The sequence below is a fragment of the Actinomadura sp. NPDC048955 genome (assembly GCF_040649435.1).
In the GTDB taxonomy this organism is placed as follows: Bacteria; Actinomycetota; Actinomycetes; order Streptosporangiales; family Streptosporangiaceae; genus Spirillospora; species Spirillospora luteofluorescens.
In genome coordinates, this window is the sequence record NZ_JBEZJI010000051.1 from 23,724 (window position 1) to 46,088 (window position 22,365).

The window sequence follows — 22,365 nt, forward strand, 5'->3', positions numbered from 1 at the left end:
GGGTGCCGGGTCCTGAAGCGGATGCGGCGATGGAACCTTGTGTTCCTTCTTGGGCCTCCGGTCGTGCCGGTCGCTCCAGCGAGGAAAATCTCGGCCGCGTCCCGAACGTCTCCGAGACCTCTCGTACATCGCCACCCATGCCTCCTTGCATTTATGCGCGGCGTACCGGTCACCGACAGCATGGCGACAGGCGGGCGGGACGTGATTGCGCGGTTCAGGATCGGTTCCGGCGGCCGCGTTGGACGGAGCCGCCGCGCCGATACTGATGGCTCCGGCCATGGCCGTGCACCCCAGGAACCCGCAGGTGCAGCGGAGCCATTCGCCGAAGGCGACGGCGAGTCTGGGATGTGCCAGGAAACGGTTCATCTTCGCCCCGGGGGATCGCGTCGGTCACCGTGTGAATGCCGATCGTAGCCACTTTGGCTACAGAGCGTTGAACATTAGCCACAGTCGGCTCTCGTGATCAGGCGGTGCCGCCGCCGCGATGCCCGCGACTGATATGGATCTCATATCCCAAATCATCCTGAAATGTCGGTCTCTGTCTCCCCGGGGCGGTGACGGGGGTGGCCCACGCGCGAATTTCCCGTGAATTCATAGGGATGCGGGATGAGGGGGAGCGGTGATAAGACATCCACGAGCAATGACACCTGCATGATCAGCACATGATCGGACTACTTGGGGAGCCCCCCGCAGTGGCATGCTCGAGTGACGACCCGGTCCCAAAACTGTCACTCGCTGTCACTGCGACTAAAGCCCGGACCAGCCCGCATGTTCGCCCCGCCTAAGCCGACCGGCAAGGCGAGTGGTCGTTGCTCCTGGCGAGTGCGGAGTCGCGAAATTCGCCCGTTCCACGGGCTGGACTGACGGCGTAGTCAGGCTTGTCGGAATCGACTTGGTACCGCGCTTTGTTCGATTTTCCCACTCACGAAGCCGACGCCCCCCTTGCGCAGCCCGTAGCTGCCCGCTGCCCGCGGAGCAGCATGCCGTCCACTCGTGGAGAGCCTGGGGTGGGGGCGATGTTTCGGCTGGCCGGTCACACTACTTCAGCGAGATGAGGACCGCGCCGGTCTGACGCCTGTCTTGAAGTGATCGTCAGGCGCTTCCGTCACAGCCTCCGCGCGTCTCAGCGAGGAATCCCGACCTAGTGCCGCCGGTACCGCTCGAGAGAAAGGCCCGGGCATCGTGAAGCATCCAAGATCGGCTTCGTTCTGACCCTCGGTGTCAGACCGGGCTGTGCGCGACGAGTATGCGCACGTGGCTTCCTGGCCGGGCCGGTGCGGGAACTTCCGATCATCGGATCACTGCGGCACCAGCGATTGAGGCAGCGCGGCGGGCCGCTCCCACTGAAACTGATCGCGCAGCGAGCCGCAGGGCGCCTTTGCGAAGTCGGCCGATGTCGCCCTAGCCATGTTCCAAAGTCTCGGCGCATGTCGTTCGCCTGACGGCGCACGTCGTTCATCTGGCGGGGTGCGCGTTGTTCGTCTGAGACCGCCCACGTTGTTCGCCTGACCGCCTCCGTCCAGGACGTCCATGACCTCGTCGAGGGTCTCCTTATCGAGCGTGCCGACCCCCCCGTTGACGAACAGGGTGCCGATTTCGGTGCCGCCCTCCTCACCGGTGACGACGGGTGTGCGCGCTTCGTTCGCTTGGCGGTCAGCCTCGTTCGCCTAGCGGTGCGCTTTGTTCGCCCAGGCCTGCTGCGTGAGCGGGCCTGGGTGAACGCGGCGTCGCTTCGCGGTCTGGACGGTTTCGCTCGCCTCCGGCTTCGCGGTGTCGGTCCGGTCGCTCGTTCGCGCGCGTGGCCGAGGTCACTTCGAGACAGGCCCTGGTCGTCCGTTGCGTCCAGGTCTTCCTTGCTCATTGGCTGGGGCGTGTGCTTCACGTGCCGGCGTCGCGCCGCGCGCGCATAGGCGGCGCCAATCAGGCCACGGCCCGCGTCCGGCGCGAAGGGTGGCTCCGCGGTCGGCGTCGAGGTGTGGGGTGAGTTCGGACTTGCGGATCTTCTGTGTGGGGGCATCTGCCCGTGGAGTGCGTAGGGATCGCGATGCTGTCCTACGCTGCGGGTTGGGCTTGCGCGACGGTGGAGTCCACGTTCAGATCCCAGGTGATCAGCCTCGCCGCGTCCGCCGGGTCTGGAGGGTGGGGCAAGACGCGCCCCCTGGTGCCGTCGCGCTGCCATCGGCGGAACAGTCCGTACACGGTCTGCCAGGGCCCCGTGCTGCGCGGGCACGTCCCGTTGCAGACTGCCCCTGGCCTTTGATGCCGACTCTGAACTGCCGGCCGCTCCCTTCCGGCGGACGCCGCTGGTGGCCTGTGGGTCGGGGGTAGCGGCTCCAGCACAGCCCACATGCCTTCAGGTCGAACCGGCTCGTCACCCCCTAGGCCGTGGTTCGAAGGCCCGGTGGTCGTTCGTTTGGTGGCTTGCTGTGTGGGCGGGGCTGGGTGATGCGGCGTTGGTTCGTGATCTGGATGGGTTTGCTTGCCTCCGGGGTCGCTGTGCTGGGCGGGGTGTGCGTTTCTCGTGTGTGGTCGAGGCCGCTTTGGGACAGGGCCTGGGCGGTCAGGAGGTCTACGGGGGGTTGGGCTTCTTGGTTGAAGAAGCGCCCGTCGGAGACCTCGCTGCGTCTTCGGTGCCGCAACGGGAGGGCCCGCGATCACTTGTAGAACAGGTTCTCGCTTTGGGGGTGCTTGGTGGGTGGTGGTGGCTTGTTTGGGGTCGGGCTTAGGCGGCTGTCGGGAGGGGGTGGGATGCGGGGGTTTCTTGGGTGTCGTGGGGGCCCAGCGGGAGGGTGTCGCCCCAGAGCCAGTCGTTGATCGTGCCTTCGAAGTGGCCGGGTGGGCCGACCGTGATGAGGCGGGAGGTCAGTGGGGAGAGGTGGACCTGGAAGGGGGAGGGCGGAGTCAGGGGGACGCGGCGGGTGGTGCCCCAGAAGTCGTTGAAGTCGCTCTGGGTCAGGTCGAGGACGTCGGGGATCGTTCGGTCTCGGACGGCCGGGCCGGTGGCCAGCCAGGTCCAGTGGTCGGTCAGGAGGTGGCGGGCGGTGGTGCGCAGGACGTTGAGGGCGGTGAGGTCGTGCGGGCAGGCGACGTCGGTGATCTGGAGTTCGGGTAGGCCGAAGCGGCGCAGGCCGCGGGTGCGCAGCCGGAGGCAGGCGCAGCCGTTGACGCCTTCCGGGTCCACGGCGGGGTCGGCGGCGGTGCAGCGGCCGTTGGCGCGGAACGGTGGCAGGACGTCGCCCAGCCATCGGTCGGCGAGGACGAAGCGCGTCCTCTCCTGGGTGGACGGCGTCAGGACGTGGCCCGTGACCAGGTCGGCGGCTATCCCTCCGGTGGCCTCGGCTATGGCGTACGCGGCGGCGCGGGCCACCTGAGCCGCTCTGGGCTGGTCGGTGACCGGGGTGAACGCGGTGACGACGGCGAACTGCTCGGCGTCGTTGAAGGCTCGTGCGAGCTGCCGGTCGTCCGGTCGGGCCGCCTCGATCTGCCCTGGGTCCCAGCGGAGAGAGGTGAGGTCTTCGCGGGCGATCTGGAGTTGGCGCGTGCCGAGGCGTCCGGCGATGTGGGCGAGGTAGGGGCCCTCCGCGGTTCTGAGGAGGGTGGCGGGGCTGTCGGGGATGTTGGTGGCGGCCACGGCGAACCGTGAGGTGGTGGTGGACGGGACCGGGAACGTGATCGTGGCCATGGGGACTCCTCCTCGTCTGTCGGGACGCGCCCAGCATGCGGGGCCGCCCGAGCGAGGGGCAGTAGAACGAGGTTCTGTGGATAACCGGGACGCCGTCTAGGGCGGCTGTGAAATCCGGGGCCGTTCGGGGTGGGGAGTCCGGTCGGGCTCATGGGGGAGGCGTGGTTCCGGTCTTGGGGCCACCGGAGCGGGTGATCCGGCGGATCGGCCGAGAGGCGGCGGTGACAGACACGTCTGTCTAGCTACGACACGCCGTTCGCCATGGAAAAGACCAGCTTCGGCCGAATTCGCGGTGATTCGCGCGGCATCGACGGCGCAATCAGGGGGAATGTGTACGTTGGGGAGATCAACACTGCTGTGAGCTGCGGGGACGGGCCCCGCCGCCCAGCCTCGGAATCAGGAGGTCCCCGTGGCTCGAACACTGTCGAGGGGCACCCGCGTCACCGGTGCCGAACGCACCAGGCTCGCCGCCGAACTCGCTCCGCGGTACGCCGCCGGCGAGAGCATCCGCGACCTGGCCGCCGAGACCGGCCGGTCGTACGGGTTCATCTACAACGTCCTGAAGGAGGCGGGAGTGCCGCTGCGCGGCCGGGGCGGCAACACCCGGCGCAAGAAGGACTGACTCGCTCCCGATCATCCGCGAGACAAGGAAGAAGAGAACACATGGCCGGACGTCCCCCTCGCCCCCCGGGGGGACCCCGTGCGCTACGGACCGCGGAACGCCCCGGTGACCTCGGAGCGCCCGTTCAGGCTGGCGAGGTCGGCGGCCGCCCGCCCGGCCACCCAGCCCTCATAGTTGGAGACCGAACCCGCCCGCCCCTTGGCGAGGTTGGGGAACATGGTGTCGACGGCCCGGTCGACGGCCTGGTCGCGCGCCGCCAGCACGGGAAGCAGATCCTTCCCGCCGGCGTCCGCGGCCGCCCTGTCCGCCGCTCCCCGCAGCCGCTCCCCGATGCGGACGGCGTAGGCGTTGAGGAACGCATGGCGGAACGAACGCGTCCGTGACCGTCCGCGCGCGTCGCGCCTGGGGCCGGCGTGCACCATGGCGGACGTCCCCTGCACCAGCAGGGACGTGAAGAGAATCTCCACCGCGGCCAGATCGGCCGGGAACCCGAGGACGGTGGAGAACCCCAGCTCCCGATGCCAGATCGCGCGGCAGTGATTGGCCTCGGCCACCACCGTCAGCAGGACCGCCTTGGGCGCGTCGTAAGGACTGTCGACCGCGATGCGGCGCCCGTCGGGGCCGCCCATGTCGCCTGTCTGTGCGGCGAGCAGCGCCTGGTCGATGCTGTGGCGTGCCATCAACTCCTGGGCGCGCGCGCTGAGCGCCTCCGCCTCTTCGGGGAACTCGGTCGACTCGGCCTTGGCCAGAAGCGCGCGGACGCGTCCCAGGATCCGCTGGTCGGCCTCCGCGCGTCTGCCCTCTCCCTGGGAGCCACTGGGCGTATCCCGGCCGGGACGGGGCCTCCTCGTGGAGTTCTCGTCTGTATCGGCGTTTCTGCCCGACCTGCCTGCCTCTGACCCGCCAGGCTTGCCTGCCCCCGGGGGCTGAGTGACGGGAGGAAGCTTCGGGAGGGTCTCCAGGAGATGTATGAGTTCGATGGCGCACGTGACGTAGACCGCGCGGTCGACGCCTTCTCGACGGCACCAGTGGGACGGGTGGGGGCCGTCGTCCGGCCACCACACATCGGCCTGGAGGGCGGCCAACTGTTCGTGCCAGCGGTCGCTGACGGTGCCGGGGGAGTAGAGGCGCATCTCGTCGGCGATCGCGTCGGTGGACAGGCGCGCGTGGCGGGGCGTGTGCCGGCGAGTCGTGAAGCGCACCAGGTCGGCCGGCTGCCAGCCGCGCTGCCAGGCTGAGGTGATCCCGCGCCGCAGCCGGTCGGCGAGGCAGTGGTCGGCGGCGACCGTCCAGCCGGGGGTGTCGGGACGGCTGGTCAGTTCGCCCACGAGCCGCTGGAACGTGGTGCTCTCGCCGCGGGCGAGCGCTCGCACCGCCTCGTCCGCCGTGAGGGCGGCCGCTGTCTCGGACGTCCGGCCGCGCCGCCAGGTGTTCCGCACCGCCCCTCCTGCCGTCCGACGTCGCTCGGTTGACGATCCTCCCATCCGGCGGTGACGGGGTGGCCGGTGCCTGGAACGGACGACCGGACAGAACCGGACTTGGACGGCGGCGGGTGGACCGCCGTCACATGCGGACATGACACTATGAGCGTGGACAACTTCGAATAGTGATCAATCCGATATCTAGGTTGATTGAAAGATCCACGAGAGAGGCGCAAGCTGTCCCAGACGTCTGGAATGCCCCGCCCGTTCCTTCCGACCGACCGCCGACAGGACACGACTGATGTTCGAGATCTGGGAGACGAGTGAGCCCGCGCGGCTCATCAGCGATGCGGGGAGCCTGAAGGTCGCACTGGAGAAGGTCGACACCATGTGCCGGCTCAGGCACGACCAGGCCGCGGCGCACTTGGGCGAGGCAGGAGAGGGCTACCACTTCGAGATCAGGGACCATGACGGCAAGGCGCTGGCGCGGCTGAGCTACGTCCCGGACACCTCCCGCGCCTACCAGAGCGTCGTCGTCGAGGAGATGCGCGGGGAGGGCGGCGTCGGCTAGCGCCCGTCTCGAAGTGGACTCGGCCACGCGCGAACGCGTGAGCTGGCCGGTGGAGCGAAGCCGGAGGCGATCGACGCCGGGCAGATCGCGAAGCGATGCCGCGTTCGCCCGGTCCCAGTCACGTAGCGAGCCGGGACTTTGAGACACGGGCTAGCGCCAGTCTCTCTCCGAGAGCCCCCGGGCCGGCGTCCGGGGGCTGTCGTATGCGCGGCCGAAGGCGGCCTCGTCATTCCTCGACGGTGACGACGGTTTCCTTGGCGTCCGGCTCAATGAAGCGCAGCATCGCTTCGCCTTCGGCCCTCAGCTCGTCGACCGCCGTCTGGGGAAGAGTCTCGAACGGGCGCAACCTGAGCGTCGCGACCTTGCGCTTGTACTCCGTCTCCCAGATGCCGTGCGCGAACCCGTCCCAGAGGAAGACGCTGCGGACGCGCAGGTTCTTGGTCGTGAGCATAGGGCGGTGGGCGTCGGCGATGACGCGCCTGCGGTCGGTGTGGGCGAGGACGAGGCTGTCGAACTCGGGCAGGAACCGAGCGGGCGCGGGGACGTACTCATTGGGGCGCGGTGCGTCCGGTACGTCGAACAGCTCCCGGCCCTGGTCATCCATGAAGGTGCGCAGATCTGGGCGAAGGCGTTCCAGGGCCTCACCGGTCGAAGACAGCCCGGACCACGTCTGCGCGTCTGCGGCGGACGCCGGCCCGTAGGCGGCGAGGTAGCGGAGCATCAGTTCGTCGATGGCGTCGTCGGCGTTCGGTCCCGATTCCAGCCACGAGTCGGCCAGCGCGAAGCGCGACGTGCGCGGAAAGCCCCACCTGTCCTCGGTGGGCAGCATGACCAGCGGTACGCACAGCCGGACGGCATAGCCGAGGGCACGGTCGTTGACTTCCGGGAACTGCTCCTGGAGCTGAGCGCGTATCTCGTTGAACGTCAGTGGTTCTCTCTCCAGGAGAGAACGCGCGGCGGGGACGACCTTCTCCAGATCGAGCCCTTTGGCGCGGTCGCCCAGCACCCGCAGCCCGCCGTCCAGCATCGGCTGCATCGCCGTACGGAAGGCCGTGTAGTCGGCGCTCGTCACCAGGTGCAGCGTGGCGCGCATCATCGTGGCGCGCACCAGCGCCCGGTCGTGCAGGGCGGCGTTCAGGTCGGATACCTGGAACCCTTCGAGGCGCGTCCACAGCCCCAGGTATGGCGGCTTGGGCTCCTGGGCCTGCATCCCGCACAGCCGTCCGACCGCCTCAACGGCGGGGATCGGCTCCCGTGAGAGGAGCATCTGCCGTGCCAGCGTGGCCCTGTTGAGGGCCTGGACGCTCAGGGTCTCTGTCATTCGTCCAGGATGCCTTCCATGGCATGGCGCACGCAGGGCCGCAGCCAAGCGTGAGCACAGCGGCGCCATGTCGCAGCCCGCACCGGCGGGTCGACCGGCGCTCGGTGTGATCCAGGTCTCTCTTCCGTGACCGGGGTGCCGCTTTTTCCTGAGATCCGGACGGCGCCTGAGTGGCCGGACGAGCACGCACCGTGCACACCGTCTGTGGTCATCCGCCAGAGGGAGCGGGTCGATCATGCGGATCCGTGCTGGTCAAGCCGTTCCGGCCGCCCGCGGCCGCGACGCGGCGTGATCGAGAACGATCGACCGGGGCGGGGGTTACGGAAGGATTTTTCTTGAAATGCACGTGCATCAGCTCTTGCACCTGCACGCCATCCCTAGCAGGATTGCCCCGGACCCCCGCACGTGAACTCCCCGGAGATCGCGATGACCGCACACTTGAACGACAGTGACCGACAGGCGCTGCGGCTTGCCCAGGATCTCCGCGAGGAGATGCGGGCGGCTCTCCCGCAGGCGCCGACCCCGCCCTCGGTATCCCCGTTCGTCGATCAGACCGGGATGCCGAGCGTCCTGCTGAGGATGGACGCCGAGACGGCCCGCGCGCTCATGGCCGTGCTGGCCGAGCGCCGCGGCGCGGCGGCGGAGCAGCGCCGGGCGGACGGATCGCACGTTCCGCCGCCCGTTCCGCCGCCCGTGGCTCAGGCCGTCCCGGCGGCGCAGGGCCCCGTCGTGGCGGGCCTGCCCTACGGGGAGCCTGCCTACGGGCAGCAGCCTCTGTACACGGAGAACCCTTACACAGAGACCACCTATGTGGACTCGCCCTACGCGGAGGCTCCTTACATCCCTCCGCAGCCCAGTCCCGCCGTGTTCACCGGCGGTACCGGCCCGACGCCGCTCGTGCCCTCGGTCTACCCGACGCACTGACGGCAGACGACGACGTTCCCCCCGCGCGGCCTATGGCCGTGCGGGTTTGCGGCTGCGTCGCGCGGCCCGACCATGCGGGCCGCCCCCTTTCCGCGGTCACCCCTACGCTGTGACGGGTCCAGGGTGCGCGGACACCCATCTCCAGCGCCCATGCGCTCCGGGCCGTTCCCGTGCCCGCGCAGCGGGCGCCGTCGGAGCCAAGGCCGTCGGAGTGAAGATCCTTTTTGGGCCGGGCACGGCACTCGCGAGAGGCCCTCAGGCCCTGTGGGAAAGGCGTTCCGGACTACTTCCGGGATAAAAGATCTACCTTCCCAAAGGTAAAGAAATCCCCCGTTTGGCGACAGCACGGTAATGCCGTATATAGTCATCCCCAGGTCAGGGTCAAAGAACCGTTGACCCGGCCAATCGCATAACCGCCGCTTCCCGCCCGCCAGGCGGGATCCTTTCGCCGAACGCAGCCGTACCATGCAGCGGCCGCGCACCGTGCTGGGCCCGTGAGCCCCCGGTCGGCATCCTTCCCGCTTCACCCAAGCCCGTGTCATCACGCACGTCCGAGACCGGTCGTGCGCGGTTCGGCGCGGGCGCGGTCCACCATGCCCGTGGATCGTTCCAAAGCGGGTCTCCCTCGCGGCGGCATCTCCCGAGTCTCGAGTCTCGGAGCCGCTCACCCCTGCCCGGAACAGGCGCGTGACCTGCGTGTCCTTCCGTGCGGAGCGGCAGCCCTGTACCCCGAACGAAGGATCCCCATGCAGCAGCGAGCGATCAACGTCATCCTGACCGGCGTCACCGGCACCGCCCTCGCGGGCATGATGGTGGCCGGTGTCGCCGCCGCGAGCGATGACTCCGCTCCCAAGAAGCAGTTCCTGCCGCAGCAGGCCGTGGCCGCGCAGGAGAACAAGTCCCCCGAACGGCTCGCAGACAAGGGAGCCCTGGGCGGGTTCACCGCGCCGAAGGCCCCCGCGAAGCCCGAGGCCAAGGCCGACGCGAAGGCCGCGCCCAAGAAGACCGCCAAGCCCGTGAAGAAGGGCCCGAAGGCCCTGCTCAGCGGCAAGACGAAGGCGTCCTACTTCTGGGACGACGGGTCCGGCGTGAACGGCGACACCGGCGCCCCCGCCGGCGGCAAGCCGATGCAGAAGGGCCTGTTCGCCAGCCCGAGCTGGCCCATGCACACCAAGGTGAAGGTCACCTACAAGGGCCGCAGCATCACCGGCTTCGTCGGCGACCGCGGGCCGGGCGAGCCGTCGCACCGCGGCGTCATGCTCGACCTCGACACCTACACCTTCCGGTACCTGCTGGACGGCAAGAAGCCGAGCAGCAAGTACAACGCCGGCACCGGCGAGGGTCACCTGAACGGCGTCAAGTGGGAGGTCCTGTCCTGGGGCTCCGGCGCCGGGAAGAAGGGCATGCCCCAGCCTTTCGGCTCATGACATGAGGCCGCCGGACCATTCGTGAAACGGCTCACAGCGCGAATGTGAGCCCGCGCACCCCCGGTCCGTAAGGCCTCTCCTAGACCCGGCGCAGGGCTGCCGGTGCATGGAAAACGGGGATTCCCCGGTATCGAAAGATCACCGGGGAATCCCCATTTTCAGCGCGCCCGCGCTCTCGCGGGCCAGCTCCCGCGAGAGCGCCCGCGCCGCGGTCCGCACGGCCGGGGCGAGCCGGTCCAGGTCCAGACGGCACACGTTGCCGGTGATGGAGATCGCGGCGATCACCCGCCCCCGGTGGTCGAGGACGGGCGCCGCCACGGCGGATACCCCGGCCTCGGACTCCTCCCGGTTGACGGCGTAGCCGCGGTCGGCGGTGCGGGCCAGTTCCCGCTGCAGGAGCCCCGGCATGACGATCGTGTGCGGGGTGTAGTGGACGAGCCCGGCCGAGAGCACCCGCTCCAGCCGCCCCGGCGGCCCGAGCGCGAGGAACAGCTTCCCGGTCGCGGTGCAGTACGCGGGAAGCCGCCCGCCCACCCGGGACACGATCGGCATCGACCGGCGCCCGGTCACCTTCTCCAAAAAGAGCGTGTCCGTGCCGTCCAGGACGGCCAGGTGGATGTTCTCGTGGGTCGCCTCGTACAGGTCCTCCAGGTAGGGCAGCGCGGCCTCGCGGAGCCCGCGCGGGCGGGGCGCCCGCTGTCCGAGGACGAACAGCCGCATGCTCAGCCGGTAGCCGGACGCGGTGCGCTCGACCCCGCCCCACCGGACGAGTTCGCCCAGCAGCCGGTGCGCCGTCGGCTTCGGCAGCCCGGTGCGGGCCGCCAGCTCGGTCAGGTTCAGCTCGGTGTCGGCGGAGCCGAAGGCGTCCAGCAGGCTGAGCCCGCGCGCCAGCACCGATCGTGGCGGCTCCCCGCCCGTCGCCCGCACGTCCATGCCCCGATGGTGTCCGCGATCGGTCCCGCCGGCAAGGGCGGGGAAGCGCGCGGCGACCCCGGTCACCGGTCCGCCCCGTGCCCCGTGACGGGCGCCTCGATCAGCAGCGGCGCGGCCAGGTCCTTGACGGAGGCGACCGCGTCGCGCAGCTCGTCCGCCGATCCCGCCCGCACCGCGTCGATGCCGAACAGCGGCGCGGCGCTCTGCCAGTCGAGCGCGGGCGGGGCGAGGTCCATGCCGACGTACCGGCCGTGCTCGGCGGAGGCGCCGCCGCCCTGGTCGAGGGTGTCCTTGAGGGTGCGGTACTCGCCGTTGTTCATGACCACGAACGCCACGGGCACCTCGTACCGGGCGGCGCTCCAGAGCCCCTGCAGGCCGAACATCGCGCATCCGTCGCCTAGCACCGCCACCACGGGCCGGTCCGGTTCGGCCATCCGGGTGCCGACCGCCGCGCCGATGCCCCAGCCGAGGCCGCCGCCGACCGTGTGCACGTAGGAGCCGGGGATGTTCTGGCGGAGCACCGCACGCAGCCTCAGCCCGACGGTGATGGCCTCCTCGACCACCACCGCCTCGTCGGGCAGGCCGGCCGCGACGGCGTGGGCGGCGGCGCGCGGGTCCATCGGGGACGGTCCGTACGCCGCGCGGGAGGTCTCCTCCACCTCCCGCCTCGCCCGCGCGTGCCGGGCTCCGAGCCGCTCGGCGCGCTCCCGCGCGGGCGGGACGAGCCCGTCGAGATGGCCGGCCAGCGCCCGGAGCGTCCCGGCCAGATCGCCCGTCAGGCCGTGCCGGACGGCGAAGTTCCGGCCGAGCTCCGCGGGGTCCTCGTCCACCTGCACGATGGCGAGCCCGTCGGGGACGGCCGGGCCGGGAGTGTAGTGGTGCGGCATGAACGCGTGGCATCCGGCGATCAGGGCCGCGTCGTATCCGGCGAGCGTCTCGCGGATGGCCGCGTTGCGGGGGGCCAGCATCCCGGCGTAGAGCGGATGCCCGGTGGGGAAGGCGATGCCGTCGTTCATCGGCTGGTGGTGGACGGCCGCGCCGAGCCGTTCGGCCACCGCGACCAGCTCGGCCACCGCGCCCGCCCGGCCCACCCCGTCCCCCGCGATGATCACCGGGTGCTCGGCGCGGGCCAGCAGTGCCGCCGCGTCGCCCGCCTCGGCCGCTCCCGGGCCGGTCACGGGGGAGCGGGCGGGCACCGCGACGTCGGCGTCCTCCTCCAGCAGGTCCATGGGAACCGACACGAGCACGGGCCCCGCCGGGGGCCGGGCCGCGAGGGCGAAGGCGCGCCGGAGCACGACCGGGAGGTCGCGGGCGTGCTGCACCTCGACCGCCTGCTTGGTCGCCGCGGACGCGAGCCCGACCAGGTCGCCCGACAGCATGGGGTCCTGGAGGAGGTGGCGCCGGTCCTGCTGGCCCGCCACGATCACCATCGGGGTCCGGGACCGCAGCGCGTTCAGCATCCCGATCAGCCCGTTCGCGACGCCCGCGGCGATGTGCAGGCTGACCATCGACGTGCGGCGGGACGCCCGCGCGTAGCCGTCGGCCATCGCCACCACCGACCCCTCCTGCAGGCCCAGCACGTACCGCAGGTCGGGGGCGCCCACCAGCGCGTCCATCAGGGGGAGCTCGGTGGTGCCGGGGTTGCCGAAGATCCGCGTCACGTCCTCGTCGCGGACGATCTCCAGCAGCGCCTCGATCGGCCTCATACGGTGCCTTTCTCGTTCCTCGGCGGTTCAGTGCTTGGCGGAGCCGCCGTCGACGTTGATCGTCTGGCCGGTGAGGAAGCCGCTGCCCTCGTCGCACACGTACAGCAGCGTGGACAGCAGGTCCCGCGGCTCCTCCACGGCCCGCACGACCTGCAGATTGCGGACGCGCTCGAACCCGCCGTCCGCGCCCGTCGTGCGCGCCGCCGTCACGGTCCGGGTGAGGCCCGGCGCGATCGCGTTCACCGTGATCCCGTGGGGGCCGACCGCGCTCGCCAGGGCCCGGGTGAACCCGACGAGGCCGGCCTTGGACGTGGTGTAGGCGACCAGGTCGGGCGGCCCGAGGAACACCACAGCGGAGGCGATGTTGACGATCCGCCCCCAGCCGGCCGCCTTCAGGTGGGGCAGCGCCGCCCGCGACACCAGGAACGGGCCGTCGAGGTTGACGCGCATGACGCGCCGCCAGTCCTCCAGCGTCGTCTCCTCGAACTCCAGCGGCGGGTAGATCCCGGCGTTGTTCACGACGATGTGCAGGCCGCCGAAGCGGGCGGCGGTCTCCTCCACGGCGGCCTCGACCTCGTCGGGGTCGGTCACGTCCGCCCGCACGGGGTGGAAGCGGTCGCCGACCGCGTCCGCGGTGCCCGACAGGTCGGCGAGGTCGAGGCCCGCGACCCGGTGCCCGCGCTCGGCCAGGGCGATCGCGAACTCCCGCCCGAGCCCGCCCGCCGCGCCGGTCACGAGTGCGATCCGCTGTGGTCCGTCGCTTGACGGCGTCTCGCTCATGAACGGCAGCGTGCGCCACGCCCGGGCGCCGGGCAAGGCACCGTTTTCACTGGATGAAACGGCTTCCTTGTGGCGGCGTGGCGCGGGTCACATGCTCGCCGCATGTCCGTACGAAAGCCCGTGGCCGAGCCGGCCTCGGAGAACGACAAGGACGCGTCCCCGGCGCGGCGCCCCCGGGCCCGCCGGCCCATCCCCGACGAGGCAGGCGTCGTCGGCGTGCTCATCGTGCTGGTGCTCGGTGTCGGGCTGCTCCAGCCGGACTTCCTGCGCACCGGAAACCTGCTGACGACCGCGCACAACTCCGTCTACGTCGGGCTTATGGCCTGCGGGATGGTGTTCGCGCTGGCGATGCGGGAGGTCGACCTGTCGGTCGGCGGGATGTACGCGATGGGCGTCGTCGCCGGCGCCCTGCTCATCCGGGACGGCTGGAACCCGTGGGCCGCCGCTCTCGCGGTGCTCGCGCTGACCGCGCTCGTCGGCGCCCTGAACGGCGCCGTCACCACGTATCTGCGGCTGCCCTCGTTCATCGTCACGCTCGCCACGTCGATGCTGCTGCGCGGCGTGGGACTGGCGCTGGCCGAGGGCAAGCAGATCACCGATCTCCCGCAGGACCACGCGTTCTTCACCGTGCTGGGCGACGGCGAGTCGCTCGGCGTCCCGAACGCGGTGTTGGTGTTCGCGCTCGCCGTCGTGGTCCTGACGGTCGTGTTCACCCGGACGAGGTTCGGCGCGCGGGTACGGGCCATCGGCTCCAACCCCGAGGCCGCCGAGTTCGGCGGGCTGCCCGTCACCCGGACCCGCGTCGCCGCGCTGGCCCTCTCGGGACTCATGGCGGGCGTCGCGGCGGTCCTCGCCCTGGCGTTCTTCATCGCCGGGGACCCGACCATCGGCCAGGGCTACGAGCTCACGGCCATCGCCGCGGCCATCATCGGCGGCACCCCGCTGAAGGGCGGAACCGGCTCCGTCCTCGGCGCCGCGGCCGGCACCCTCATCCTCGGCGTCGTCACCGCGGCGCTGGTGTTCTTCGAGGTCCCCATCAACTGGACGACCTTCGCGACCGGCGGCGTGATCCTCGTCGCCGTCGGCGCCGCGCCGCTGCTGCGCCGCGTCCGTGACCTGCGCTCATCAGGGAGGACCCCATGACCCCGCGTCCCCGCGGGCCCGTCGCGGCGGCCCTCGCCCTCGTGCTCGGCACCGCCCTCGCCACCGCGTCCTGCGGTGACGGCGGCGGCTCCGGCAAGGGCGAGCGGCTCAGGATGGGCATCGCCGTCGCCAACTACAGCCTCAACTTCGCCGGGAGATGTACGAGGGCGCGACGGAGGCGTCCCAGCAGGCCGGGAACATCGACTTCAAGGTCGTCGGCCCGCCCAACACCGACGGGCCCGCCGAGCAGCAGCTGTTCCAGAACCTCACCGTCACCCACCCGGACGGCATCGTCCTGGAGAACCTCGACCCGCCGATCTTCACCAGGCCCGCGGCCCAGGCCGTCGCCAAGGGCATCCCGATCGTCGCGCTCGACACGGCGCCGACCGACGGAAGCAGGGTCGGCTACTACGTCGGCAACGACAACTACGAGCTCGGCGGGCTGCTCGCCGAGGCGACGGTCAAGAAGCTCGGCAAGGACGCCAAGGGCACCGTGGTCGTCGGGGTGCCGAACCCCGGGACGCCCGTCCTCGACAGCCGGGCCAGGGGCATCAAGGACACGTTCGCGAAGCTCGCGCCGGGCGTCCGCGTCCTCGGCCCGTTCCAGACCTACAGCGACCCGGCTCAGAACTACGGCGCCTGGCAGTCGCAGGTGAACGCGAACCCGGCCGCGCTGGCGTTCCTCGGCGTGGGCGACGCCGACAGCTACAACCTCGGCCGCCTCAAGGAGCAGAAGAAGGGCACGTACCTCACCGCGGGCTTCGACGTCGACCCGAAGACCCTGGACTACATCAAGAAGGGCACCAACTTCGCCGGCGTCGACCCCGAGCACTACCTCAAGGGCTACGTCGCGACCGCGACGCTGATCACGTCGGTGCGGGAGAAGGACGGCAAGCTGCCGGACGGCTGGTTCAAGACGCCGGGCCTCGTCATGGACTCCTCCAACATCGACGAGATCATCAAGCGGCAGCAGTCGGTGCGGAACGCCTACCAGTGGTACAAGCCGCAGCTGGACCGGCTCCTCGCGAGCCCCGGCGCCGGCATGCGCCCCCTCAAGGAGGCCCGCTGAGATGCTGGTCGCCTCCGGCCTGGTCAAGCACTACGGCGGGGTCACCGCCCTCGACGGCGTCGGCATCACCCTGGATGCGGGGGAGGTGCACGCGCTCGTCGGCGAGAACGGCGCCGGCAAGTCCACCCTCGTGAAGGTCATCTCTGGGGTGGTGCGGCCCGAGGGCGGCACCGTCGAGCTGGACGGCGCCCCCGTGAGGTTCGCCGACGCGCGGCAGGCCGCGGCGCAGGGCGTCGCGATCGTGTCGCAGGAGCTGATGACCTACGACGACCTGACCGTGCTGGAGAACCTCTTCCCCTACGGGGCGCCGCGGCGCGGGGGCCTGGTCAGCAAGCGGGAGATGCGGCGCCTGGCCGGGCCCGTCCTGGCCGAGCTGGGCCTGGACCCGCCGCCGCACGCCAGGGTGGGCGAGCTGCCCCTCGCCGACCGGCAGCTCCTGGAGATCTGCCGTGCGCTGCTGCAGGACCCGCGCGTCCTGATCCTGGACGAGCCCACCTCGGCGCTGCCGCGCGACGCCGCCGCGCGGCTCGCCGCCGTCACCCGGCGGCTGGCCGAACGGGGCCTCGCCGTCCTGTACATCTCGCACTTCCTGGAGGAGGTCATGCGGGTGGCGACCCGGGTCACCGTCCTGCGGGACGGCCGGGTCGTACTGCCGGGCGAGCCCTCGGCCGACGTCGGCCTGGACTCGCTGGTCACCGCGATGCTCGGGCAGCCCGCCCGGCCCGCGGCGGCCGCGACCGCCGCCCCGCGCCGCCCCGGCGGGGCGGCGGTCGTCCTGACCGGCGTGAAGGTGCCCGGCCGGCTGCGCGAGGTCTCCCTCACCGCCGAGGGCGGCGAGATCGTCGGACTGACGGGCCTGCAGGGCTCCGGCCACCTGGCCGTGCTGGACGCGGTGTGCGGACGGGCCCGGCCAACGTCGGGCACGGTCCGGCTGCCGGACGGGCGGACGCCCCGCTCCGCCCGGCACGCCGTCACCGCGGGGGTCGCCTACATCTCCGGCGACCGCAAGGGCGGCGGGCTGATGCTCGACAGGGCGCTCTGGCAGAACATCACGTCCGTGAGCTGGCTCGGGCAGGGCCGCGGCGGGGTCATGCCGCGCCGGTCCCGCCTCGTCGAGCGGACCCGTGGCCACATGGAGCGGCTGCGGGTGCGCGGGGACGTCCACGACCGGGCGGGGAACCTGTCCGGCGGAAACCAGCAGAAGGCCGTCCTCGCCAAATGGCTGGATGCCGACCCGGCCGTCCTCGCCCTGGACGATCCGACGCGCGGCGTGGACGTCGGCGCCCGCACGGAGCTGCACGGCATCCTCCGCGGCCTCGCCGCCGGCGGGAAGGTGGTCCTGATCGCCTCCAGCGACCTGGCGGAGCTGGTGGAGCTGTGCCACCGCGTCGTGGTCTTCCAGCGCGGCCGCATCGTCGACGCCCTGGAGGGCGAGCGGCTCACCGAACCGGAGCTGAGCCTTGCCATGAACGCCGGCTTCGCCGATCCCTCTATGAGGTCAGAAGGGGGATGACGGGGGCGAACGCTTCCATGACCGCGTCCGAGACCTGGTAGTAGGTGAAGCCGAAGCGGTCGCGGCGGGACAGCATCTGCTCGGCGATGTGCTCGGGCGGGCCCACGAACTGGGACGGCATGCCGAGGACGAGCTCGGCCGACGACGTGCCCCAGCCGCGCGTCACCGCGACCTTCGCGGCCGCGCGGCGGGGGTCGGGTCCGAACGCGGGCGTCACCATCATGCTCAGCTCGACGTCCCGCCCTTCGGCGGCCTCGCGGACCCAGTCGACCTTGCGGGCGATGGTGTCCGGGAGGCGCTCGGAGACCTCGTCCGAGATCGCCCCTTCGGGCAGGGCGCGGGGGAGGATCCCGACCGTGTTGGCGTAGCGGCCGGCGATGCCGAGCATGCGCCGGCTGCCCGCGCCCACGACGAGCGGCGGGCGCCGCTCCGGGCGCGGGAAGACCGTCAGGCCGTCGACCGTGTAGTGCTCACCGGCGAACGTGGTCTTCTCACCGCTCAGCAGGGCGCGCAGGATCCGCAGCGACTCCGCCAGCCGCCCGACCCGCGTCCCGGGCCGGTCGAACGGCATTCCCGCGGCCTCGTACTCCTCGCGCAGCCAGCCGGCGCCGAGGCCCAGCTCGAACCGCCCGGCCGACAGGTGGTCGAGCGTCGCGGCCTCCTTGGCGAGCATCACCGGGTGCCGGAAGTCGTTGGAGAGCACCATCGTGCCCAGCCGCAGCGTGCTCGTCGCGGACGCGGCGGACGCCAGCGCCACCATGGGAGCGAGCTGGTCGCCGAACGGCTCGGTGACGAAGTGGTCCCGCAAGGTCAGGACGTCGTATCCCAGCTCTTCGGCGCGGCGGGCCGTGTCGGCCAGGTCCGCGCCCGAGCGGATCGACTCGCCCACCACGCCGAAGCGGAAGTTCCTGTGCATGTCCCGAGCATGCCCAGTGGCAGGGCCGTCTGGCTGGCGGGAATGCGACATGAGGGTTTCGACCGGCGGAACGAGGCGAGCGGCTCGGTCGCCGTCCGTGCGGCGTAAGGGCGTCACCGACTGCCCCGTTCGCACCGGTCGCTTCCAGGCTGCGACGCGTCGTGCGGATTTGCAAGCAGCAGGCCGTCTACCTGGCGATACGTTGGGACAGAACCCGTCCCGGCCAGTCGCCCACGGTGAAGGCGGCGTCGGTCTCGAACCCGTTGCCGCGGTAGTACTCCACGAGCCTCCCGTCGTCGCCGCCGTAGCAGTCGACGCGCAGCAGGCCGACGCCCTTCGCCTCGGCCTCGTCCCTCGCCTTGGCGATCAGCGCGCCGCCCACCCCGTGCCCGGCGAACGCGCGATCGGTGACCAGGAGGGTGATGTACAGCTCCGGCTCCTCGGCCGGGGCGACGTAGTGCGGGGGCCCGGGCGCGACCGCCATGACGCCGGCGGGCCGCCCGCCGACCTCCGCCACCCAGATCTCGTCGTCGCGGGCGATGCCGGTGATGCGCTCGACGCGGCGCGGGTCCCGCGACCACGGCTCGCTGCCCCACTGCCCGGTCCGGCCGTTGGCGGCGAGCCATGCCACCGCCCCGTCCAGCATCGCCAGCATCGCCGGCGCGTCGCCGAGCCCGCCCTCACGGATCTCCATCGCACCTCCTCGTGCGAGAGATCCTGGCAGTTCCCGGTCTCCGGCGCGAGGGGCTCAGGAGCCGATGAAGCCGTGCGCGCGGGTGAAGAGGCCGAGCGTGATCGAGTGGAGGAGGTCGCCGGTCTCCCTGGGCGCCTTGCCCGCGAACGCGCGGGCGTGCGTGCCCTCCAGGACGATGCCGAGCTTGAAGCAGGCCAGCACCGCGTACCAGGTGATGGACGACAGGTCGCGCCCGTCGACGGCGTCCGCGCGCTCGGCGTAGACCTCGACCAGCTCCTCGGCGGTGGGCAGGCCGCCCGCGGCGCCGAGCGGTCCGGCCAGGGCGGCGCTCTGGTCGGCGCGGTCGGGCCACGTGGCCAGCAGCCAGCCGAGGTCGAGCAGCGGGTCGCCGATCGTGCTCATCTCCCAGTCGACGATCGCGGCGACCTCCGGCCCGTCGAAGGAGTACATCAGGTTGGCCAGATGGTAGTCGCCGTGCATGATCCCCGGGCGCCACGTCCTGGGACGGCGCTCCTCCAGCCACCGCGCGACGTCGTGGAGGCCGGGGATGTCCGGTCCGGGATAGCCGTCCAGCGTGCCGTAGGAGTCGAGTTCGGACATCCAGCGGCCCACCTGCCGCTCCAGGAAGCCCTCGGGTTTGCCGAAGTCGCCGAGCCCGACCGCCTCGTGGTCCACGGCTCCCAGCGCGGCGAGCGCCCTCGCCGCGTTCAGCCCCATCTCGCGCCGGACGGACGCGTCGCGCGCGTGCAGCTCGGGCAGCGTGACCGACGCGTTGAAGCCGTCCACCGGGGTCATCAGATAGAAGACCGCGCCGCCCATGACGGTCTCGTCCGGGCAGGCCGCGATCAGGCGCGGCGCGGGGACGTCGGTCCCGTCGAGCGCCCCCAGCACGCGGGCCTCGCGCCGCAGCACCTCGTTCGTCTTCGCGCGCAGGTGGCCGGGACCGCGCCGGAGCACGTAGTCGCGGCCGCCCCGCCGGAACCGGACCAGCGTGTTCTGGGTGCCGCCCGCCAGCCGCTCGACGTCCTCGAACGGGCCGCCCGGCAGGCCCCGGGCCTCCATCCAACCGGCCAGGACGTCGAAGTCCACGAGGGCGCGGTCGATCTGCTCAGGCTGCACGGCGGGTCCCTTTCCGACGCTCGATGTACCGGAGAGTAACAGTCATGCACTTGCATTACTTACTGAGGTGCATCAATTATCGAGGAACACGACCGAGGAGGCTCGCCATGGCTTGGGACTTCGAGACCGACCCCGCCTACCAGGAACTTCTCGACTGGGCGGACGCCTTCGTCCGGGACGAGGTGGAACCCCTCGACCTGGTGCTCGGCGACCCCTACGACAAGGCCGACCCCCGCTACAAGCGGCTCGTGCGCCCCCTTCAGGACCAGGTGCGCGAGAAGGGCCTGTGGGCGTGTCACCTGGGTCCCGAACTGGGCGGCCAGGGGTACGGGCAGGTGAGGCTCGCGCTGCTGAACGAGATCCTCGGCCGTTCCCGCTGGGCACCGTCGGTGTTCGGCTGCCAGGCGCCCGACTCCGGCAACGCCGAGATCATCGCCCATTTCGGCACGCCCGAGCAGAAGGAGCGCTACCTGCGTCCCCTCCTGGACGGCGAGATCTCCTCCTCGTACTCGATGACCGAGCCGCACGGGGGAGCCGACCCGACCCTGTTCACCACGCGCGCCGTCCGCGACGGGGACGGCTGGGTCCTCAACGGCGAGAAGTGGTTCTCCTCCAACGCCCGCCACGCGACCTTCCTGATCGTGATGGCCGTGACGAACCCCGACGTGTCGGCCTACGAGGGGATGTCGATGTTCCTCGTGCCTGCCGACGCGCCCGGGCTGGTCACCGTCCGGAACGTGGGCGTCGGCGGCGAGCGCGAAGGCTCCCACGGCTACCTGCGCTACGAGGACGTCCGGGTGCCGGCCGAGAACCTCCTCGGCGACGAGGGCGGCGCGTTCGCCATCGCCCAGACCCGCCTCGGCGGCGGCCGCATCCACCACGCGATGCGGACGATCGCACAGGTCCGCAAGGCGTTCGACATGATGTGCGAGCGCGCGGTCTCGCGGCGGACCCGCTTCGGGCCGCTGGCGAAGCTGCAGATGACCCAGGAGAAGATCGCCGACAGCTGGATCGAGATCGAGCAGTTCCGGCTGCTCGTGCTGCGCACCGCCTGGCTGATCGACAAGCACCGCGACTACAGGGCCGTCCGCAAGGACATCGCCGCGGTGAAGGCCGCGATGCCGAAGGTCTACCACGACGTCGTCCAGCGCGCGATGCACCTGCACGGCGCGCTCGGCGTGTCGAACGAGATGCCGTTCGCCGCCATGATGATGGGGGCCGAGGCGATGGGCATCGCCGACGGCCCCACCGAGGTCCACAAGATCACCGTGGCCCGGCAGCTGCTGCGCGACGTCGAGCCCGTCGAGGGACTGTGGCCGTCCGGCCACCTGCCCACCCGCCGGGAGGCCGCGCGCGAGCGGTTCGCCGAGGCCCTGGAGCATGCGATCGGCAATGAGTGACACACGGGAACGACTGCTGGACGCCGCGGAGACCCTCTACGCCGCCCGCGGCGTGGACGCCGTCAGCCTCCGGGAGATCCTCCAGGAGGCCGGCGCGCGCAACGCCACGGCCGTCCAGTACCACTTCGGCGACCGCGCCGGGATCCTGCGCGCGATCTTCGCCCGGCACGCCCCCGAGATCGAGGCCCGCCGCCACGCCCTGCTCGACGCCTACGAGGACGGCGAGCAGGGCGTCCGCCCCCTGGCCGCGGCCCTCGTCCGGCCCGTGGCGGCGTGCCTGGCCGACGCGTCGGGCCGCGCTTACCTGCAGATCTGGGCGGACGTGCTGAACCGTCCCGACCCCGTCGTGCCCGTGGCGGTCCTGGACGATCCCCGCGACAGCCTGTGCCGCTGGCGGACCCTGGTGGAACCCCTCCTGGAGGAGGACGCGGCCCGGCTGCACCGCCGGTTCACCGCCATCCTGTACGCCGCGATCGAACTGGCCCGCCGCGCCCGCTCCGGCCCCCGCACCGACGACCGCCTGTTCACCAGCTACCTGATCGACGTCGTCGCGGCGATCCTCGGCGCCCCCGTCTCCCCGGAGACCCGCCGCCTGGCCGCCGAACGCGACGCCGCCCGCCGCTGACGCCGGAGGCCGAGGTCACATTCGTCCAAGACGGGCGGATCCGCTCCCCGCAGACTGGGCATCCCAGACTTCAGGGAGGGATGAGATGACCAGCGAGATCCGCCGCACCTTCTACCCGCTGATCCGGTCGGCCGACCCGGCCAGGACGCTCGCGTGGCTGGAGAAGGCGTTCGGCTTCGAACCCGTGAACGTCCACGAGGACGACGAGGGCACCATCGTCCACGCCGAGATGCGCTACGACACCGGCCTCATCATGTTCGGGGCCGCCGCGACCGCGAAGGCCGCCGTCTACGTCGCCATCGACGACCCCGACGCCCACCACGACCGCGCCAAGGCCGCCGGCGCCGAGGTCTTCCGCGAGTTGACCGACCAGGACTACGGCTCCCGCGACTACGCGGCGCGCGACCCCGACGGCAACGAGTGGTACTTCGGCACCTACCGGCCCTGACCCGGCCCCGGGCACTCGCCGTTAATGGAGGGCTTCGCGAGAAATGCGGTG

General features: G+C 71.3%; 19 protein-coding genes. 10 read left to right on the forward strand and 9 right to left on the reverse strand.

Annotated features, from left to right (window positions below):
- Nucleotides 1-2,722: 2,722 nt before the first annotated feature.
- Nucleotides 2,723-3,682, reverse strand: coding sequence for a hypothetical protein (locus tag AB0C84_RS34600; protein WP_361074576.1), 960 nt, complete (start codon nt 3,680-3,682; stop codon nt 2,723-2,725).
- 409 nt (nt 3,683-4,091) lie between these two features.
- Between AB0C84_RS34600 and AB0C84_RS34605 the strand changes: the two genes are divergently transcribed.
- The gene (locus AB0C84_RS34605) at nt 4,092-4,304 is read left to right on the forward strand and encodes a helix-turn-helix domain-containing protein (protein WP_021594883.1); all 213 of its coding nucleotides are present in this window, start codon (nt 4,092-4,094) and stop codon (nt 4,302-4,304) included.
- A gap of 83 nt (nt 4,305-4,387) precedes the next feature.
- Here AB0C84_RS34605 and AB0C84_RS34610 read toward each other — a convergent pair whose 3' ends face one another.
- The gene (locus tag AB0C84_RS34610) at nt 4,388-5,743 is read right to left on the reverse strand and encodes a DUF2786 domain-containing protein (RefSeq protein ID WP_361074578.1); all 1,356 of its coding nucleotides are present in this window, start codon (nt 5,741-5,743) and stop codon (nt 4,388-4,390) included.
- Nucleotides 5,744-6,026: 283 nt separating this feature from the next.
- Here AB0C84_RS34610 and AB0C84_RS34615 point away from each other — a divergent pair, with 283 nt between their 5' ends.
- Nucleotides 6,027-6,296 carry a hypothetical protein gene (locus AB0C84_RS34615; RefSeq protein WP_361074580.1) on the forward strand — a complete coding sequence of 90 codons (270 nt, stop codon included), beginning with the start codon at nt 6,027-6,029 and terminating at the stop codon, nt 6,294-6,296.
- A gap of 226 nt (nt 6,297-6,522) precedes the next feature.
- Here AB0C84_RS34615 and AB0C84_RS34620 read toward each other — a convergent pair whose 3' ends face one another.
- A complete protein-coding gene (locus tag AB0C84_RS34620) occupies nt 6,523-7,617 on the reverse strand; it encodes a winged helix DNA-binding domain-containing protein (protein ID WP_361074582.1) in 1,095 nt (364 codons plus the stop codon).
- 426 nt (nt 7,618-8,043) lie between these two features.
- On the opposite strand from AB0C84_RS34620, the gene AB0C84_RS34625 reads away from it, so the two are divergent.
- Both AB0C84_RS34625 and AB0C84_RS34630 read left to right on the forward strand, forming a co-directional pair.
- On the forward strand, nt 8,044-8,541 hold the full coding sequence (locus tag AB0C84_RS34625; RefSeq protein WP_179848376.1) for a hypothetical protein: 498 nt from the start codon (nt 8,044-8,046) through the stop codon (nt 8,539-8,541).
- A 746-nt stretch (nt 8,542-9,287) separates the two neighbouring features.
- Nucleotides 9,288-9,968, forward strand: a complete 681-nt coding sequence (locus tag AB0C84_RS34630) for a hypothetical protein (protein ID WP_179848377.1) — start codon at nt 9,288-9,290, stop codon at nt 9,966-9,968.
- 138 nt (nt 9,969-10,106) lie between these two features.
- Here the strand turns inward: AB0C84_RS34630 and AB0C84_RS34635 are convergent, their stop codons facing one another.
- The 3 genes from AB0C84_RS34635 to AB0C84_RS34645 all read right to left on the reverse strand — a co-directional run bounded on the left by AB0C84_RS34635 (nt 10,107) and on the right by AB0C84_RS34645 (nt 13,387).
- Complete coding sequence (locus AB0C84_RS34635) at nt 10,107-10,901, reverse strand: IclR family transcriptional regulator (protein ID WP_361074585.1); 795 nt, start codon at nt 10,899-10,901, stop codon at nt 10,107-10,109.
- Between the two features lie 62 nt (nt 10,902-10,963).
- Nucleotides 10,964-12,607: a thiamine pyrophosphate-binding protein gene (locus tag AB0C84_RS34640; RefSeq protein WP_361074587.1), complete on the reverse strand. Its 1,644-nt coding sequence runs from the start codon at nt 12,605-12,607 to the stop codon at nt 10,964-10,966.
- A gap of 27 nt (nt 12,608-12,634) precedes the next feature.
- A complete protein-coding gene (locus AB0C84_RS34645) occupies nt 12,635-13,387 on the reverse strand; it encodes an SDR family oxidoreductase (RefSeq protein WP_361074589.1) in 753 nt (250 codons plus the stop codon).
- A gap of 102 nt (nt 13,388-13,489) precedes the next feature.
- Here AB0C84_RS34645 and AB0C84_RS34650 point away from each other — a divergent pair, with 102 nt between their 5' ends.
- The 3 genes from AB0C84_RS34650 (at nt 13,490) to AB0C84_RS34660 (ending at nt 17,112) form a co-directional block, all read left to right on the forward strand.
- Complete coding sequence (locus tag AB0C84_RS34650) at nt 13,490-14,530, forward strand: ABC transporter permease (RefSeq protein ID WP_361074591.1); 1,041 nt, start codon at nt 13,490-13,492, stop codon at nt 14,528-14,530.
- Between the two features lie 157 nt (nt 14,531-14,687).
- Nucleotides 14,688-15,599, forward strand: coding sequence for a sugar ABC transporter substrate-binding protein (locus AB0C84_RS34655; protein WP_361074593.1), 912 nt, complete (start codon nt 14,688-14,690; stop codon nt 15,597-15,599).
- A 1-nt stretch (nt 15,600) separates the two neighbouring features.
- The gene (locus AB0C84_RS34660; RefSeq protein ID WP_361074595.1) at nt 15,601-17,112 is read left to right on the forward strand and encodes a sugar ABC transporter ATP-binding protein; all 1,512 of its coding nucleotides are present in this window, start codon (nt 15,601-15,603) and stop codon (nt 17,110-17,112) included.
- Here AB0C84_RS34660 and AB0C84_RS34665 read toward each other — a convergent pair.
- From AB0C84_RS34665 to AB0C84_RS34675, 3 genes are all read right to left on the reverse strand, one after another.
- Entirely contained in the window at nt 17,090-18,028 is a 939-nt protein-coding gene (locus AB0C84_RS34665) for a TIGR03621 family F420-dependent LLM class oxidoreductase (protein ID WP_361074597.1), read from the reverse strand. The genes AB0C84_RS34660 and AB0C84_RS34665 overlap by 23 nt on opposite strands.
- A 187-nt stretch (nt 18,029-18,215) precedes the next feature.
- Nucleotides 18,216-18,722: a GNAT family N-acetyltransferase gene (locus AB0C84_RS34670; RefSeq protein WP_361074599.1), complete on the reverse strand. Its 507-nt coding sequence runs from the start codon at nt 18,720-18,722 to the stop codon at nt 18,216-18,218.
- A gap of 54 nt (nt 18,723-18,776) precedes the next feature.
- Nucleotides 18,777-19,841 (reverse strand): phosphotransferase family protein, encoded by a 1,065-nt coding sequence (locus tag AB0C84_RS34675; RefSeq protein WP_308206566.1) that lies wholly within the window; start codon nt 19,839-19,841, stop codon nt 18,777-18,779.
- 107 nt (nt 19,842-19,948) lie between these two features.
- Here AB0C84_RS34675 and AB0C84_RS34680 point away from each other — a divergent pair, with 107 nt between their 5' ends.
- The 3 genes from AB0C84_RS34680 (at nt 19,949) to AB0C84_RS34690 (ending at nt 22,314) form a co-directional block, all read left to right on the forward strand.
- Entirely contained in the window at nt 19,949-21,241 is a 1,293-nt protein-coding gene (locus tag AB0C84_RS34680) for an acyl-CoA dehydrogenase family protein (RefSeq protein ID WP_361074602.1), read from the forward strand.
- The gene (locus AB0C84_RS34685) at nt 21,234-21,866 is read left to right on the forward strand and encodes a TetR/AcrR family transcriptional regulator (RefSeq protein ID WP_246396292.1); all 633 of its coding nucleotides are present in this window, start codon (nt 21,234-21,236) and stop codon (nt 21,864-21,866) included. The genes AB0C84_RS34680 and AB0C84_RS34685 overlap by 8 nt, the downstream gene beginning before the upstream one ends.
- 85 nt (nt 21,867-21,951) lie before the next feature.
- The gene (locus tag AB0C84_RS34690) at nt 21,952-22,314 is read left to right on the forward strand and encodes a VOC family protein (protein ID WP_361074604.1); all 363 of its coding nucleotides are present in this window, start codon (nt 21,952-21,954) and stop codon (nt 22,312-22,314) included.
- The last annotated feature ends 51 nt before the right edge of the window (nt 22,315-22,365 follow it).

Excerpts from the sequence above, each read along its gene's own strand:
- AB0C84_RS34600 (WP_361074576.1), bottom strand. The coding sequence starts at position 3,682 with ATGGCCACGATCACGTTCCCGGTCCCGTCCACCACCACCTCACGGTTC.
- AB0C84_RS34615 (WP_361074580.1), top strand. The coding sequence starts at position 6,027 with ATGTTCGAGATCTGGGAGACGAGTGAGCCCGCGCGGCTCATCAGCGAT.
- AB0C84_RS34620 (WP_361074582.1), bottom strand. The coding sequence starts at position 7,617 with ATGACAGAGACCCTGAGCGTCCAGGCCCTCAACAGGGCCACGCTGGCA.
- AB0C84_RS34625 (WP_179848376.1), top strand. The coding sequence starts at position 8,044 with ATGACCGCACACTTGAACGACAGTGACCGACAGGCGCTGCGGCTTGCC.
- AB0C84_RS34630 (WP_179848377.1), top strand. The coding sequence starts at position 9,288 with ATGCAGCAGCGAGCGATCAACGTCATCCTGACCGGCGTCACCGGCACC.
- AB0C84_RS34635 (WP_361074585.1), bottom strand. The coding sequence starts at position 10,901 with ATGGACGTGCGGGCGACGGGCGGGGAGCCGCCACGATCGGTGCTGGCG.
- AB0C84_RS34640 (WP_361074587.1), bottom strand. The coding sequence starts at position 12,607 with ATGAGGCCGATCGAGGCGCTGCTGGAGATCGTCCGCGACGAGGACGTG.
- AB0C84_RS34645 (WP_361074589.1), bottom strand. The coding sequence starts at position 13,387 with ATGAGCGAGACGCCGTCAAGCGACGGACCACAGCGGATCGCACTCGTG.
- AB0C84_RS34650 (WP_361074591.1), top strand. The coding sequence starts at position 13,490 with ATGTCCGTACGAAAGCCCGTGGCCGAGCCGGCCTCGGAGAACGACAAG.
- AB0C84_RS34655 (WP_361074593.1), top strand. The coding sequence starts at position 14,688 with ATGTACGAGGGCGCGACGGAGGCGTCCCAGCAGGCCGGGAACATCGAC.
- AB0C84_RS34660 (WP_361074595.1), top strand. The coding sequence starts at position 15,601 with ATGCTGGTCGCCTCCGGCCTGGTCAAGCACTACGGCGGGGTCACCGCC.
- AB0C84_RS34665 (WP_361074597.1), bottom strand. The coding sequence starts at position 18,028 with ATGCACAGGAACTTCCGCTTCGGCGTGGTGGGCGAGTCGATCCGCTCG.
- AB0C84_RS34670 (WP_361074599.1), bottom strand. The coding sequence starts at position 18,722 with ATGGAGATCCGTGAGGGCGGGCTCGGCGACGCGCCGGCGATGCTGGCG.
- AB0C84_RS34680 (WP_361074602.1), top strand. The coding sequence starts at position 19,949 with ATGGCTTGGGACTTCGAGACCGACCCCGCCTACCAGGAACTTCTCGAC.
- AB0C84_RS34685 (WP_246396292.1), top strand. The coding sequence starts at position 21,234 with ATGAGTGACACACGGGAACGACTGCTGGACGCCGCGGAGACCCTCTAC.
- AB0C84_RS34690 (WP_361074604.1), top strand. The coding sequence starts at position 21,952 with ATGACCAGCGAGATCCGCCGCACCTTCTACCCGCTGATCCGGTCGGCC.